Source organism: Deltaproteobacteria bacterium, assembly GCA_019309045.1.
In the GTDB taxonomy this organism is placed as follows: Bacteria; Desulfobacterota; Syntrophobacteria; order BM002; family BM002; genus JAFDGZ01.
Map to the genome: position 1 here is coordinate 1 of JAFDGZ010000068.1, position 14860 is coordinate 14860.

Genomic DNA, 14860 nt, shown 5'->3' on the forward strand with positions numbered 1-14860 from the left:
CGGCTTGATTCGAGCCAGCCCTGGAATGAAGGGTTCCTCTTGGAGAGGTGTTCGAACAACCCAGCCACTATGGTTTACTTCGATGGACGGACAGGATAATATAGTAAACAAAAATGGAGGATTCATAACCCATGGCGGCCCACACCAGCAGAGACACTGTCTGCTCCCTGTATGAGTTTATTCAAGCGCATCTCTACTTTAATCGTCAGGACATCCAGGTGAATGGCCTGCGAGCCAATTCCACTCTCCTGTTTACCCTTTTCACTGCCCTCCTGGGTGGCAAGGCACTGATTATTGGCGAACCCGGCCTGGGCAAAACTACCGCAGCTGAATATGTAGGCTCACTTTTTTACCGGCTGCCGGTGGGCACTCTGTGGGCAAGCGAAGTTTCTGGACATCCAGAGCAGACTGAGGAAAAAATAGTTGGCAGGCCTGATCTGGGAAAACTGAATCAGGGCCAGGAAGTGGTAGTTTGGTCCAATTTTGTCCAGCTGCCCATCAAAATAGTGGATGAAATAAATAGACTGCCAGAAACCAAACAGAGCATGATTCTCGACGGCGTGGACAGGGGTAATTGGGAGTATCTCAACGAAATGATCATCAATGAAGAATACTGTCTTTTTGCCACTGCCAATTATCAGGACCAGGGAACCAATACAATTATCGCCCCCATGCTCGACCGGTTCGATGTAACAGTAGAATCTCGTTACCCGGGTCCGAGCTATGCCTACCTGATCAGCCAGAAACAAGAAAAAGAAGAAATTCTCCGGCATCCAGAGCTCGAAGTGAAGCTCCAGCAAGTACTGCGATCGCAACTCGACCAGGAAGAGAAAAGGCAAAAAATGGCTGCCCTTGCCGGTGAGTTTGCAGCACACCTGAAAGATGTCTATGACTTGCCTACTCTAGATGAGGCTGCCAGACAACAGCTGAGAACACAGATTCAGCAGATGCCGCTGGACCAGGATGCCAACGCCTACATGCGTATGCTTCTGGCTGAACTCTCTTTCTGTGAGCGGCACGGCCAGAAGCGCTCCAGCGAGATCTGTGAAGAAGGCTGCCATTATACAGGCTATTTGTGCCACCGCCTGCGCAATTGTGCTTCCAACCGGCTGCCTGTTTCACTTAGCAACTACGCCCGCGCCCTGGCATGGTTTCAAGGGCTTGCTTCAGCCAGTCTCGAACAGGTTCGGACGGTGGCCCCTTATTGTATTGCTCATAGATTGCAGTGGACTGAAGCCCATATTGCCAGCCGTCAGAAAGATCGGCGTCAAGATCCGCTGCACATTCATCTCGCGCGCCAGGCATGCCTGGAAGTGTATCAGCGCTACACTGAGCAGGCTGACCATGTAAAAGAGGCCCTGGCGAGAGCCTATCAGGTGTTTCAAGGCAATAAGGTAGAACCCCTCAGCGGAGACCACCCGATTTATGCTGAGATCCGCAAAGACCTCTACTGGGAGGACTAGGTGATCAACCCCTTTGAAGATTTCAAGGATTTCCAAATAACGGAAAAAACACTTCCTCTGGACAGCCTGGTTGCCGCCCATGACAGGGTGATGGCCGAGTTGATATCCGGCTATGGAAAACTTGTAGAGCAGGAACTCAAGAGCCTCGTCTGGTTTGTGGAGCACAACAGGGTCATTGAAGCTTACAAGTCAGCCTGCCAGGTGGTGCGAGAACTTGATTTCGACGCGCACAGTATTGAAGAATTCTGTCATCGACTCGACAGCGGCAGTGAAATGCCTTACCTCATTGCCGGTCCGGCAGGAATTTACGTGTCTGCCCTCTGCAATACTGCGGCTGAGGATACCATTGTCCTAGAACTCGGCAGCATGCAGAGGCAAATCCACTTCTTGGGGTATCGGCTCCCCTATGGCAAGAAATTACGCATTGAAGGCGACGCAGGCAATTTCGTGGGCGCAGCTTTGCAGGGAGGCGACCTAACGGTGAACGGTTCTGCTGGTGACTGGACCGGAGCTGGTATGGTCGACGGCAAGATCACCATAGTCAAGCAATGCGGGCGCTCCACTGGTGAATGGATGCAAGGCGGCGAGATCTGGGTAGGTGGCCACATCAGGGGACTGGGGCGCTCAGTCTCGGGGATGATTTATCAGCAAGGTGAAGCCCTGATCGGTTGATGGACATGATAGATTTGCAAGAGTTGCCAACTTCGGAGGCCGAGACGCTGCACAAGAGTCTCGCCCTGCTCTGGCCGCAGGTTAGGCGCCGGCATCTCTATCCTGAACTTCCCTTCCCTAAACTGGAAAGAAGCGACTCCAGGGCTGCACTCGAGATCCGCGACAAGCAGATTGTTCTCAACCTGGATTATGCCCTGGCCATGTCGAGCAAACTGCCCGTGGAAACAGTGCTCTCCGGTCTGCTCGATCACGCCATAAGCCACTACACCTGCTGTCCGTGGGATCTCAACACGCACCTGCGGCTTTACGCGACCGCCAAAGAACTCCTGGGCAAAGCAGATCTGGCCAACACTGTCACTGATCTTTTTATGGACGTGGTGGCTGATACCCATGCAGTAAAGCAGAGAGGAAGCTGTCTGCCTGAACTCTATAGATTTTCCAGTCGCAATGACGTGGAAGAGCTGGTCTGTGCCCTTTATGAAAAGATCTGGGGTGTGGAGCTCGATGCGCGCCAACATCCAGAGGAGGTAGCCCGCCTCAGCACCATTCCCTACCTGGACAAGCAAAAATGGCGGCAGAGTCTGAGGCGCTTCATCCGCGGCATCCGGCCATTTCTTGAAAGAGCACAGGAGAGTCTAACCAGTGAAGCCGTACGCATGGGAAGCCACAGCTTCGGCCGCTATAACCAGGAAGAAATCGAGCAGGCCCTCCGGCAATTTGCTCTAGAGGCTCGCTCGCCGGAACAATTTGCCGACATTTTTGAAGACCTCCAGGATCAGCTGCAGAAAGGTGATCCCGCAAGCAAAGCCGGCATGGGCTTTGGCAAAGGCTGCCCTGTGGACGCCAACTGGCTTTACTACATGAAGCTTGCAGAAAACTTTTCTTTACCCGTGAAAAAGCTGCCGTTCAAGGATGCCGGCTCTCTGCATCCTCACTCCCACCGCCCCTGGGAGGTGGGGCAGCCGATCCGTGATGTGGATCCCTGGTCTAGCTTTGGCAAATATCTGCCAGGCCTCACCCAGGTGTGGGAACGGCGAAGCGGGCAAGTGTTTGCCCGGGAGGAGAGGACTCCCGACTGTCTTGTGCTCATCGACTCTTCTGGCAGCATGGTAGATCCACGCAGCCAGATATCGTATGCGGTTCTGGGCGGCGGCTGTGCCGCGGATTCTTATTTGCGCCACAAGGCAAAGGTTGCCGTGTATAATTTCAGCGATGCAGCTGCCGGCGCCAAAGAATTCCTCCCCTTCAGCAGCAGCCGCTTTCTCATTTACCGGGTGCTCTGCCGTTACTTCGGCGGGGGTACTGTGCTGAATCTCGACGACTTATCAGATATTATTGCCAACCCGGATGTGGATATTTTCATGATAACCGATATGCAGATTACTAATCTGGACAGGACCATAGCCAGGCTGTCTAGGCTTAAAAACAGGGTCACTGCTGTACATATCGGCAGAAAGAGTGGGGCCCTGCGATTTGTCAGGGCTGCTGTCCACAACCACAACATCTCCGTGTTTGGCGTGGAAAAGGCAAGCGATATCCCACGGATCGTGCTTGGCAGTGTTCGATCCTACCTCAGTCATGCCACCTAGCATTACCTGACCTGTGCCCCTCAACAGGAGACAGTTTGCAGTCTCTGCAAGGCAGGCGCCGTGCTGTCATGAAAGTAGCAATCATCTCAGATATCCATTCTAACCTGGAAGCATTCAGAGCAGTGCTCGAGGATATCAACAAAGAGGGAGAGGTAACCACAGTTGTGCAGCTAGGAGATGTGGTTGGCTACAATGCCAGCCCCAGCGAATGCGTGGAGGTAGTAAGAAACAGGCGTATTATAAGCATACAAGGCAACCATGACCGGGCGGTTGCGCAAAGCAAATATGCAGAAAGTTTCAACATATTAGCGCATCAAGCGCTTCGGTGGTCTGCCAAAGAATTGGACTCCGGCCAGCGTCGCTTTCTTCGAAACCTGCCTCACACCAGGGTGCTCTGGGGAAGGTACCTTCTCTTTCATGGAGCTCCGGAAAATCCTGACGCCTACATCTACTACCTTCATCAAGCAAAAAGGGCCTTCAATTACATGCGCAAGAAAACCCCCGGCACACGGTTGGCTTTTTTTGGCCATACACATCGTCGGGCAGTTTGGCAGCGAGATATACGAGGCAAGGTGGCCACTGTGTCCTTTGATCACGAGAATCTAGTTCTCGATCCGGAATGCATGTATCTTGTCAATCCTGGGAGTGTTGGCCAGCCAAGGGGAAGGGAATGGAGGGCTTCATACCTGCTGTTTTCCACAGAGCCGGAAACTATCCGCTTCAAATCAGTAGCCTACGATGTCCAGCAGGCTCAAAAAAAGATTCGAGAAGCTGACTTGCCGGAATATCTGGCTGAAAGGTTGGCAAATGGGATTTAGGCAAGCATGCACCACCACACGCCTCTGGAGGGTATCTGTTAAGATGCAGTTGTTGAGAAAAAAAGAGCAAAAATGGGGGGAGCCATGACTGAGGGTCTTTACAAGGAGTGCAAACTTAAAGATGGAACCCGGGTGCTGTTGAGACCTTTGGTTGCAGAAGATCAGGAGAAGCTCATTGCCTTTTTCCAATCACTGCCGGAAGAGGAGCGAATTTTTCTGAGGCACGATGTGGCTGACGTCAATGTCATAAAATCTTGGACTGAAGAGATCGACTACAGCAGAAACTACCCGCTGCTCGCCTTTGTAGATGACAAGATAGTGGGGGATGTTACGCTGCATAGAATTCCCTATGGTTGGAAACGCCACATGGGTACCGTTCGGGTGGTTGTTGCACCCGAATACCACAACAAGGGTCTGGGCACCCTCCTCATCAATGAGATCGTCGAACTGGCGGCCGAGTTTGGCCTGGAAAAATTATGGGCCGAACTGCCCCTCTCCTCCCCCGCAGCAATTGCAGTTTTTCGCAAAGCCGGCTTCTCGAGCAAAGCTGTAATCGAGGGTCTGGTGAAAGACCTCCACGGCCGCAACACCGATGTGGTTATAATGGTGTGTGATGTGGGGACTCAATACGACCGTTAGTCATTTTCTTATTTGCGGGGCGTTGGCAGGGCAAGTTTGAAAATCAGAATAAAGGCTATACCAAGGATGCCAATGAGACCCATTTTCCGAACGCTTTGCAGGTCTGCAGTACCCGTGAGGTAGCGAACAAGGGCGTACCTGGGATCGAGGTCGAATGATTTGTTGAAATCTGCTGTAGATAAATCATCACGTCCCAGGGCGACGTATGCCTTGGCCCGCGTGTTGTAAGCTGTGGCAAGCGTACGTTCATCGCGGTCAAGCTTTATGGCTATGGTGGAATCACTGACGGCTGACTGTAGCATACCCTTGAGACGGTAAGCTTCTGCGCGGCTACCATAGGCGCTCGCCAGAGACGGATCCAGTTCGATAGCCTGACTGAAGTCCGCTATTGCCACATCCAGATTCCCTTTCTTCAACAGGCAGACACCTCTCATTCGGTAACCTTCTGCTTTTTTGGGTTGCAGCTCTATTAGCCGACTATAGTCCTGAATAGCCAGATCATAGCGCTCCTGAAAATAATAATGAATAGCCCGATCCTCATAGGCAGAAGCGTAATTGGGGTCCAGGGCCAGTGCCCTGGTGAAAAGTTCAATTCGTTTGTTGGCAAGAGAACTTTGCAAGCCAAGCTTGTAGTAAAAGTTGGCATTCTGAGCAAAGCTCACAGATGCCGTCATCAGGAGATATGCTGTCAGAATCACTATCTTTTTCATCATGTACATCCTTTCCAGCCGCTGCCGCCAGCCCTGGCGGCATGTTTTCCTAGTAAAAAGGGAGATAATGCCTGCAGCCGCCGTTGTCAATAGGAAGAGCAAACAGGACGACCCGCAACATGCAGCATGGTTGTGCTGTTGACTCGAGGGGATCTCCCGGGGGATTGGGCCCAGGCCGGCCCGGGTGGCGCCGCCATTGCCCACGCGAGCCACTACTTATCCACAGCATAGATTTTCGAAAGGGCCTCCTGCAAAGCAGAGGCATCTGGAAATCGTTTGCCAGGATCCTTTTGCAGGCAGTGGAGTATGATGGCCTCGAGCTCAGCTGGCAGGCCGGGAACTATCTCTCGCGGTGGCAGCGGCTCTCTCTCGAGGATCATATCCGTCATGGTCTTCTCATTGTCACCATAGAAGGGCAGGCACTCAGTGTAAAGGATATACATGAGCACACCAATAGCCCAGACATCACTGGCAACCTGACTCCTGCCCATGATCTGTTCGGGGGCCATGTAAGGCCTGGAGCCAACCAGAGTACTGCTCATATCTTCGTCACCCAACTCTTTGGCAACGCCATAGTCGAGCAGCTTGAGAATTCCATCCTTGCGAATGATGATATTCTCTGGCTTGATATCTCTATGCACGATGCGTCTCTTGTGGGCATAGGCTGTTATGTCCACCAGCTGCCGGATGATGCTTTCTATCTCCTCTGTCTCCAGTGGACGTTCCATAAGAATTCTCAGGGTTTCCCCTTGCACATACTCTTGCACCAAGATCACCCTGCCCCGTTCTTCGAGCACTTCGATGATCTTGACAGCACTGGGATGGTCTTGCAAACGCTCACAGATTGATGCTTCCTTGCGAAACTGAGCATTGAGTTTAGTGCTTCGCGGAATTTTCACTACAAAAAAAGGTGGACTCCCCCGGCGCTCAATATCTCTGACTTTCCAGATTTCGCTGAAACTGCCGAAACCCAGACGCTTTATTTTTTCGTAGCGGCCGCCGATCAATTCAGTGGTCTTGATTACTGAAAGCAGATCTCCGCCCATGGGCGCCACTTTAGGACCAAAATATTTCCAGAGTCGAGTGAAAAAGCCTTGCCTGCCATTGTCCTCCTCAAGAGCAGTGCCGTGGCCTACCTCAGAAGAAAGTGTTGACACGTCGACATTATAGCCCTCATAGCCGACAATAGCGCCCTTTTCGTCCCGGACCACCTTGCCGTTGAGCAAAATTGTTATTTGTTGGCCGTCTTTCCGTTTGAAGGCCACCCTAAAGTTTTCTATAAATCCCTCTTTTTCAATTATTTCCTGAAATCGCGCCCGATCGTCGGGATCGCAGTAGAGATCCTTTGGCAGATCCAGATTCAGCAGTTCCTCTTTGCTTTCATAGCCGAGCATTTGCACCAGGGTGTCGTTCATGTCAAGAAAACGACCCTCCCGAGTGCTGATGAAAAGACCATGCTGTTCTCCTTCGAATAGTTCATGATATCTGGTGAGAATGTCTTGACGGAGACGTTGTTGCTGGCGCAGCCTTGCCAGCACGCCCACTCGAGCCAGAACCGTCTCGGAATCAAATGGCTTCACCAGATAGTCTGCCGCTCCCATAGCCAGTCCCTGGGCTACATATTCTTCGTCAAATTTTTCCAGCAGCAGCACTACGGGAAGATTACTGGTGGTACCCCGCTGCTGCAAACGCTTCAGTAGCTGCATACCTTTGAGCTTCTGGCTCTGGATGCCAAGGAGAACAACGTCGGGCAATTTTTCCTGAGCCAACTGTATGGCTGCATCACCTTCGGTGGCAATTGTGATGCTGTAATCGGCCCGGGCCAGGATTTTTGCGCACTGCTCCACGGCATCTGCCTGATCGTGAATTAGCAAAACTTGTCGTCGTCTCATGCGGCCTACCAAAGGGACCTCACGCTGCTCAATGTCACATGCAGCAGCATCTGTTGCGGCTTACGTTTGACAGGTGGGTTTATTTTATCATAAAGTGAAAAACTGCTGCAAAATAGGGAATCAGCAGAGTCGCCTCACACTGCAGCAGAAAAGCGACGCTGCCAGGCTATGAGACAGAAACGGAGATGGAGACTGCCATTGCAACAAATAGATTACAAGAAGAAGGGCAACAAGTTAATAATCAAACAGGAAGACCTCGACAAATATCTGGACAAGAAGCTTCAGGATCTGAGCAACCTTTTGAGCAATACCATTATCGCTGTCATAATTCTCAGCGTCATGGTGGTAATTCAGGTCTTCCGCGCCTCAGACATTTACCTCTATGGGCTCATTCTCCTGCCCCTGATTGCCAAAGGATTTGTTTACTCGCGCATAGAAGCGCATCTCCGCAAGAGCTTCAAGGAACTCCTCAGCCTTTGAGCAGGCAAGATTTTCTGCCTTGCTGCAGAATTGCAGCCTCGCTTCCTGTGCTGCCTCCCCATTGCCGGCATTCCTTTTCAGCCTGGCTTCCCCGCGGCCCGATCAACTATTGAGCCTCAAAAGGACTAGATGTCACTTTTGCTGATACTGCAAATCCTTGACACCCTGCCTGTTGCATTGCTACTCTCCTTACGAAGAGCATCAGATGAGCAACACGGAGGAGATTGACGTACAGGCGGCTCCTTTATTCTTATGGGAGCGCCACCTTGGTGCAACGTAGATGAGTGTGAGCGCATCTCATTGTCGCGGCTAGAGAGCCGCTCCTACAATTTGTTTCAATATGTGCCTGAGGCCCCGCAGGCGACAATCGCTAAAGGGAGTATTTGCCCTGGAGGAGACGTGCCCTTAAGTAGTCTGAACCCTGAAGAGATACTCTATTATTGCGTGGCCATCCTTGCCATTGTCTCTTTTGGCTCGGGATTCACTCGGTTTTTTGCTCTGAGTTTCGCCCATCCACCTCCGGAAGACGATGTGGTTCTCGACTTCAATCCTTTCACGAATCTGGATATCGTAGGAACAATCGTACTCCTGCTCGGGGGCTTTGGCTGGGGCCGACAGTTGGATGACAGCAAAGTACGCTTCAAGAAGCAAAAACTGGGTTGGCTCATTATCTCCCTGATTACACCTTTTGCCAGTCTGGTGCTGGCGCTCACCGCTTCATATGTCAAATATTTTCTCTGGAGCGACCGAGTGGTCGACGTCTTGCTGAACTTGAGTGTGGCAGTCACTGCCTATCATATCGTACCCATACCGCCTCTGACAGGATCACGCCTCATTTACTTGCTGCTGCCTTCTGAAAAGGCCTGGAGGGTTTACACCAGAACCGGCCCTTTTCTCATCCTGGCTCTGGTACTGCTCGACCGCTTTGCCGGCTTCGGCCTACTGCGACAGCTGGTCAGTCCCATAGTAGCAGGGCTGGGACGATTTGTAGCTTACTAGCCTCGACTCCACCTCAAAGAGAGTATTGTCATGCGAGTTATACTGTTCTACGCACCGACTTTCTGGTTCAAGACATTCAAGAAGGTTCTGGTAGAGGCGGCTGAGCAGGAAGCCGAGGCCGAGTGCCATGAGGCCGTGGTGGTCTTCTACCAGGCCGAAGCTGACGACCAGCAACGACAGGCCAAGGTGCTCACCAAGCTGATAAAGAATATCAAGTGGTTGGCCGGGAAATTTCAGACGAAAACCATTGTGCTGCACTCATTCAACCACTTGTCAAGCAGCAAAGCCCCGCCTCAATTTGCCGAAATGCTCACAGAGGCTGCCAAACAACGGCTGGAGCAGAGCGGCTATCAAGTAACCGTAACCCCTTTTGGCTATCTCAACGAGTGGCGGATTCATGTGGCAGGTGACTCTCTGGCTAAAGTGTACAAGGAACTCTAGTTTATGAATCACCTTTTGGCGCAACTGCGAACGGCAGTCTATCGTAACATGGTCTGAACGGTGAAGAAAATCCGTCCCCTGGTGGCCAGCCTCGTTGTGTTATTCGCATTCATGGGGATCTTTATGATCAGTGGATTTATTGACAGGTTTATTTTTTTTCCAGAGCGAACACTTGTTGGCACTCCCGGCAATCTGGGGCTTCCCTACGAAGACAGCTGGTTCTCGAGCAGTGATGGAGTCCGTTTGCACGGCTGGTTTGTGCCGTCAGGGCCGGGCGACCGTATTGTTCTTTTCTGTCACGGCAATGCTGGCAACATTTCACATCGACTGGACAATATTCACAAACTTTATGATCTGGGTGTCAGCGTGTTCATATTCGACTATCGCGGCTACGGCCGCAGCGAGGGAAAGATCAGCGAGGCAGGTTTCTACGCTGACGCTGAAGCTGCCTATCTAGAAGCCAGGGCGCGAGCAGACCGTTATGGCGGCAAGCTTTTTGTCTTTGGTCGCTCGCTGGGTGGCATTGCTGCAACTCATGTGGCCTCGAAGTATCCCTGTAACGGTCTTATTTTGGAATCTACCTTTACGAATCTGGGAGATATTGCCAGGGTTCACTATCCCCTGCCCTTTCTGAATCGCTGGTTGGGAGATAGATTGAATGCCGTAGCAAAAATTGCTGCAGTGAAAGCACCAATTCTTTTTTTCCATGGCGATCAGGACGCCATTGTGCCCATTCGTCTGGGTCGTCGACTCTTCGCTGCTGCTGGCGAGCCCAAGGAATTCGTTGTTCTTGCTGGAGCGGCTCACAATGATACCTACTTGGTGGGTGGCGAGGCTTATTTTAAAAAAATTTGTGATTTTTTCAACCGAGCAGCAGGATCAACTGGACATAATTAGATGATTTAGGATAAAAAATAAAGAGGAGCTCAGGCAATTTTGAGACACCTGTTAGGATGTCAAATCCAGCGAGGTGGACACAGGCGGAGGAAGAATCGGGAGAGGTATGCGGGCAGTTTCCCGGCAGGCAAAGCAATTAGACCGGGGCAAACTGCTGCAGAGCGGCCCACATATGGGAGTAGCATACAAAAGATAATAAGGAACTGTACCCTGCTCACTAGGCAGATTCTGAGCTAGACATCCTGAATCCCCAACCCAATATCCACGAGCTGCAATATTGCACGATCTCCCCATGGTAACATTCAGGTACTCCAGCTGAGCTCATTTATTGATGAAGTTGCAGGCGCCTGACGCCTTTACCAGAGGGTTCTCAACAAGCGTCCGACTTTTCTACAGCCAGTGGAGAAGGCCATGCCCCATAGAGTTCTTATTGCCGTAGACGGCAGTGACGGTTCAATGAAGGCAGTGGACTATGCTGGAGAGATGTTCTCTGGTCGTGATGATGCCTTGCTGGTACTTTTTTGTGTTTTGCCGGCGACGTCGAGACTGTTGCTGTCCAAAGAAGAAGTGGCCACAGTGGAGGCTAGCAAAGACGATCGTCCAGATCTTGCGGGAGTCTACTGGAAACCAGAAGACGAAAAGAAAATCAATATACATTTTGCTCAAGCTACGAGAGCGCTCCTGGCGCAGGGAGTTGATGCCAGGCTCATAACTGCCAAGTTCAAGGTAAAATCAGGTGACGTTGCCGAGGCCATTATCGATGAAGCGCGTGCGGGTCGATACCGTACTCTCATTCTTGGCCGCAGGGGGCTATCCCGCATCAAAGAGTTCTTCATGGGAAGTGTGTCAAAAAAGGTGGTAGGAGAGGCCCGCGGTTTTGCTGTCTGGGTAGTTGACTGAGGCACCAATGGCATCCTTTCGAGGTAAACGTGAACATCGTTGACAGCCATATTCATTGTGGAGTGCAGAACGTGAACCTGCCTTTCGAGACGGTCAGATCGCTTCTTTCTGAGGCGGGCATCTCATCTGCCTGTTTGTTCGCTCCTGTCGAGGACGTTTATGACAGATACGATTATTACTTTCAGGATAGCGAGGAATGGCAGCAGACCAGGCGTCGGGCCAATCAATATGTAATCGACATTGCTACTCACAACAAAGGAATATTTCCCTACCTTTTTGTCTGGAACGACTTTGCTGTGGATGAACTGGAAAAACCTTACTGCGGCATCAAATGGCACCGGCACCCCAATGAACCTTGTTATCACTATGATTCCCCGGGTTGCGTCCAAATGATCGAGGAAATCACCAAACGGCGGCTCCCAGTGGTGTTCGAGGAGTCTTTTGCCAATACCTGTCGCTTTGTTTCGGAACTGGCTGCAGGGGCAGTAATTATCATTCCGCACCTGGGCAGCTTGAATGGCTCTTACCAGCTGCTCGACAAAGAAGGCATCTGGCAGCGGCCTCATGTATATGCCGATTCTGCACTTGCTCAACCCATACATCTTGCTCACTTTATCAAGAAATACGGGGCTGATCGGCTTCTCTTTGGCAGCGATTTTCCGTTCAGCACACCAGCCATGGAACTTCGCAAGATTGAGCAACTGGGCCTCAATAGTGCAGACATGGAAAAGGTGGTGGGCGGCAATGTAATCAGACTGTTGGCAGCCATCAATTAGCTGAGACGAGGACCATCTACAGGAGGAGGCAACAGCGAATAATCAGCAGCTTCACTAATTACGAAAAACCCTACATATTGACATCTTCTAACAAGTAGTTAGATTATTTGGTGAAAAGTACAGCTTTATTCAGGGGGTTGTAGGTGAAGCCTGCTATAGCAAGTATCCCAAAATGGACGGAAAAAACTGCCCAGGCAGTCAAAAAGATATGTTTGGAAAAGAACGCTCCCTGTGTGGGGTTTGCTCTGGTCTTTTTTGATCCGGTTGCAGAGCAGCAACAGCGCTGGAGCTATGTAATAGAACTTGCTTTCGATCCTCACAATCCACCCACAGAAGAAGAACGCCAGAAAGTTGCTGCCACATTTGAGTTCATCTGCGAAGGAATCAAGAGACTGCTGGGTGGAGAATTTGCTGCCAACGGGGATGATCGTTCTGCAACACCGCCAACTCTCCATTGAGGGATCGCTGCTCTGGGCCGGGCCAAGGTATGGACTCCTCTGTAAAGCAGACCAGCACGGGAGCTGGCCAGGCAGCTGGTGGTGAACTTTTTCAAGGAGGGTGTTGTCTAAAGATATACCTTCGACTGATAGTTTTCTGATTTTCTGGAGGAAGAGGTGGAGGAAATCAACAACAAAGAAACAAACAGCAGCTGGGGTCTTACCAATCTCGACAAGGAAGGCGCCGCAACACTCGATGTTGCCTCTTTGGGGACACAGCATCTTAGGGCTAGATCTGAAGATGGGAGCAACGCCCTGTCCTATCTGGACAAGTGGCAGCAGGAACTTCAGGTGATCGAGCCGGACTCATCCCTGTCTGCCGAGGAAGCAGAGGAAAACAATGGAGAGTCTCAGAAGGCAGAGGTCGAGCCAGAAGAAGAGTACGACGGTGATACGGGTAAAGCCTATTTCCGACAGATGGCGCAAATCCCCTTGTTGACGCAGGCAGAAGAAGTTGAGATTGCCAAACGCATCGAAGTCAATCAGGCAAAGATAGCTGAGATCATATTTCGACATCCCCATCTCATACAGCAGCTGAGCACCCGAGTAGAAGCGGCTCGGCTGGAAAGACTTGCCAGGCGCATGGCTAGTTTAGTGCACTCTGAACACGAACTGGAGAAGAAGAAAGCAAGCGGTTCTCAAAACGGCAATCTGGACAAGGAACGGGACCGCATCTTGCGGCAAAAACATATAATCTTCAGGAATCTCGATCTTGGTGACCGTCAGGTTCTCGAGCTCATCACGACGCTGCGTGAGCGCCTAGAACAGAAAAAATTGGCGGCTACAGAAGCGTCGCTGTTGTCCGCAGAAATGGCTACCAACCATCTGGAACGCGATCTACAAGAGATTCGCTCCGCTCAGGAAGAAGCAAGATATGCTCAGAAGCAGCTGGTGGAAGCCAACCTCCGTCTGGTTATCAGCATTGCTAGGAAATATACCAATCGTGGAGTGCCCCTGGGCGACTTGATTCAAGAAGGCAACATTGGACTGATGCGCGCCGTGGAAAAATTCGAATACCGCCGCGGCTACAAATTCAGCACCTATGCTAGCTGGTGGATCCGCCAGGCTGTCACACGTGCTATCCAGCAGCAGGCCAGGACCGTGCGGGTGCCAGTTCACATGCTCGATACCATAAACAGACTGAAACGGGTTTCGCAGGAGATGGCCAGATCTCTCGGTCGGCCGCCGAGGGCCGAAGAAATTGCCAAAGAGATGAACATTACGCTCGCCAAAGTGCGTAAACTGGTGGAGGTGGCCAGCCGAGCCCACACCATCTCGCTTGATACACCAGTGGGCGACGGCGACACCCAGCTGGGAAACTTTGTGCCGGACGGTGAAGCCGTGTCTCCAGAAAAAGCCTATGTGCAGACGAGCATGATAGAGCGGACACGCAGAGTACTGGCCACTCTGACACCCAGGGAAGAAAAAATCCTGCGGCGACGTTTTGGCATCGGTGAAGCAAGAAACTACACGCTTCAAGAAGTAGGAGAGGAATTTGGCGTAACCCGCGAGCGGGTCCGCCAGATAGAGGCAAAAGCACTTATGAAATTGCGGCGACGCACCAAGATGAAAGAAAATCTCGACCTGTTGGGAGACTAGCTGGCCAATTTACCCTGTGACAACGTGCAGAATGTTCTACAGCTGCACACGCTGCATGGATTTGCGCCGGGAGGTAAACAAAGAAAGGGCTCTTGCCGGCCCGGATGGCCGGCGTGAGCCCTTTCTTTGTATAGGTGTTGCTGTCCGCGGTGCGCCGCGCCCCTGGCGGCGCTGGTTATTTTCTAGTACATGTCTCCCATGCCACCGCCTCCGGGCGCTGCTGGAGCTGGCTCCTTTTCCTTGGGCTTTTCCGCCACCATGGCTTCGGTGGTGAGCAGCAGCGAGGCGACGCTCGCCGCATTCTGCAGGGCAAAACGCACCACCTTGGTGGGATCGATCACCCCTGCGGCGGTCAGATCCTCATATTCCTCGGTCTCCGCATTGAAGCCAAAGGCTCCCTGCTCGCCCTTGAGCCGCTCCACTACCACAGAACCCTCATAACCAGCATTGTTGGCAATCTGCCGCACCGGCTCCTCCAGGGACCGCTT

Annotated in this window: 16 protein-coding genes; 13 read left to right on the top strand and 3 right to left on the bottom strand. The window is 51.8% G+C overall.

All coding sequences use genetic code 11. The features are described 5' to 3' along the window. Positions 1 to 131: 131 nt before the first annotated feature. The 5 genes from JRI89_13235 to JRI89_13255 all read left to right on the top strand — a co-directional run bounded on the left by JRI89_13235 (position 132) and on the right by JRI89_13255 (position 5181). Entirely contained in the window at positions 132 to 1463 is a 1332-nt protein-coding gene (locus tag JRI89_13235) for an AAA family ATPase (protein ID MBW2072201.1), read from the top strand. Next, entirely contained in the window at positions 1464 to 2135 is a 672-nt protein-coding gene (locus tag JRI89_13240) for a hypothetical protein (GenBank protein ID MBW2072202.1), read from the top strand. 5 nt (positions 2136 to 2140) lie between these two features. Then, the gene (locus JRI89_13245; protein ID MBW2072203.1) at positions 2141 to 3724 is read left to right on the top strand and encodes a hypothetical protein; all 1584 of its coding nucleotides are present in this window, start codon (positions 2141 to 2143) and stop codon (positions 3722 to 3724) included. A 68-nt stretch (positions 3725 to 3792) separates the two neighbouring features. Beyond that, positions 3793 to 4542, top strand: coding sequence for a metallophosphoesterase family protein (locus JRI89_13250; protein MBW2072204.1), 750 nt, complete (start codon positions 3793 to 3795; stop codon positions 4540 to 4542). 84 nt (positions 4543 to 4626) lie between these two features. Then, on the top strand, positions 4627 to 5181 hold the full coding sequence (locus JRI89_13255) for a GNAT family N-acetyltransferase (protein MBW2072205.1): 555 nt from the start codon (positions 4627 to 4629) through the stop codon (positions 5179 to 5181). A gap of 8 nt (positions 5182 to 5189) precedes the next feature. Here JRI89_13255 and JRI89_13260 read toward each other — a convergent pair whose 3' ends face one another. Then, positions 5190 to 6104 carry a tetratricopeptide repeat protein gene (locus JRI89_13260; GenBank protein MBW2072206.1) on the bottom strand — a complete coding sequence of 305 codons (915 nt, stop codon included), beginning with the start codon at positions 6102 to 6104 and terminating at the stop codon, positions 5190 to 5192. Then, positions 6104 to 7783, bottom strand: a complete 1680-nt coding sequence (locus JRI89_13265) for a protein kinase (protein MBW2072207.1) — start codon at positions 7781 to 7783, stop codon at positions 6104 to 6106. The genes JRI89_13260 and JRI89_13265 overlap by 1 nt, the downstream gene beginning before the upstream one ends. Positions 7784 to 7981: 198 nt before the next feature. On the opposite strand from JRI89_13265, the gene JRI89_13270 reads away from it, so the two are divergent. The 8 genes from JRI89_13270 (at position 7982) to JRI89_13305 (ending at position 14372) form a co-directional block, all read left to right on the top strand. After that, positions 7982 to 8263, top strand: coding sequence for a hypothetical protein (locus JRI89_13270; GenBank protein MBW2072208.1), 282 nt, complete (start codon positions 7982 to 7984; stop codon positions 8261 to 8263). A 399-nt stretch (positions 8264 to 8662) separates the two neighbouring features. After that, positions 8663 to 9262, top strand: a complete 600-nt coding sequence (locus tag JRI89_13275) for a hypothetical protein (GenBank protein ID MBW2072209.1) — start codon at positions 8663 to 8665, stop codon at positions 9260 to 9262. 30 nt (positions 9263 to 9292) lie between these two features. Next, positions 9293 to 9703, top strand: a complete 411-nt coding sequence (locus JRI89_13280) for a hypothetical protein (protein MBW2072210.1) — start codon at positions 9293 to 9295, stop codon at positions 9701 to 9703. 111 nt (positions 9704 to 9814) lie between these two features. Next, positions 9815 to 10600 carry an alpha/beta hydrolase gene (locus JRI89_13285; GenBank protein MBW2072211.1) on the top strand — a complete coding sequence of 262 codons (786 nt, stop codon included), beginning with the start codon at positions 9815 to 9817 and terminating at the stop codon, positions 10598 to 10600. A gap of 411 nt (positions 10601 to 11011) precedes the next feature. Next, positions 11012 to 11500 (top strand): universal stress protein, encoded by a 489-nt coding sequence (locus JRI89_13290; GenBank protein ID MBW2072212.1) that lies wholly within the window; start codon positions 11012 to 11014, stop codon positions 11498 to 11500. A gap of 29 nt (positions 11501 to 11529) precedes the next feature. Beyond that, positions 11530 to 12276, top strand: a complete 747-nt coding sequence (locus JRI89_13295; GenBank protein MBW2072213.1) for an amidohydrolase family protein — start codon at positions 11530 to 11532, stop codon at positions 12274 to 12276. 143 nt (positions 12277 to 12419) lie between these two features. Next, positions 12420 to 12734 carry a hypothetical protein gene (locus JRI89_13300; GenBank protein MBW2072214.1) on the top strand — a complete coding sequence of 105 codons (315 nt, stop codon included), beginning with the start codon at positions 12420 to 12422 and terminating at the stop codon, positions 12732 to 12734. A 456-nt stretch (positions 12735 to 13190) separates the two neighbouring features. Further along, positions 13191 to 14372: a sigma-70 family RNA polymerase sigma factor gene (locus JRI89_13305; protein MBW2072215.1), complete on the top strand. Its 1182-nt coding sequence runs from the start codon at positions 13191 to 13193 to the stop codon at positions 14370 to 14372. Between the two features lie 182 nt (positions 14373 to 14554). On the opposite strand, the gene groEL is transcribed toward JRI89_13305, so the two are convergent. Then, positions 14555 to 14860: chaperonin GroEL (groEL, locus tag JRI89_13310; GenBank protein ID MBW2072216.1), on the bottom strand; the 306-nt coding region annotated here is incomplete at its 5' end.

Bases quoted from the DNA above. Each gene is read 5' to 3' on its own strand.
- JRI89_13265 (MBW2072207.1), bottom strand. From the start codon at position 7,783: ATGAGACGACGACAAGTTTTGCTAATTCACGATCAGGCAGATGCCGTG.
- JRI89_13305 (MBW2072215.1), top strand. From the start codon at position 13,191: ATGGCGCAAATCCCCTTGTTGACGCAGGCAGAAGAAGTTGAGATTGCC.
- JRI89_13280 (MBW2072210.1), top strand. From the start codon at position 9,293: ATGCGAGTTATACTGTTCTACGCACCGACTTTCTGGTTCAAGACATTC.
- JRI89_13285 (MBW2072211.1), top strand. From the start codon at position 9,815: ATGGGGATCTTTATGATCAGTGGATTTATTGACAGGTTTATTTTTTTT.
- JRI89_13245 (MBW2072203.1), top strand. From the start codon at position 2,141: ATGATAGATTTGCAAGAGTTGCCAACTTCGGAGGCCGAGACGCTGCAC.
- JRI89_13235 (MBW2072201.1), top strand. From the start codon at position 132: ATGGCGGCCCACACCAGCAGAGACACTGTCTGCTCCCTGTATGAGTTT.
- JRI89_13290 (MBW2072212.1), top strand. From the start codon at position 11,012: ATGCCCCATAGAGTTCTTATTGCCGTAGACGGCAGTGACGGTTCAATG.
- JRI89_13250 (MBW2072204.1), top strand. From the start codon at position 3,793: ATGAAAGTAGCAATCATCTCAGATATCCATTCTAACCTGGAAGCATTC.
- JRI89_13255 (MBW2072205.1), top strand. From the start codon at position 4,627: ATGACTGAGGGTCTTTACAAGGAGTGCAAACTTAAAGATGGAACCCGG.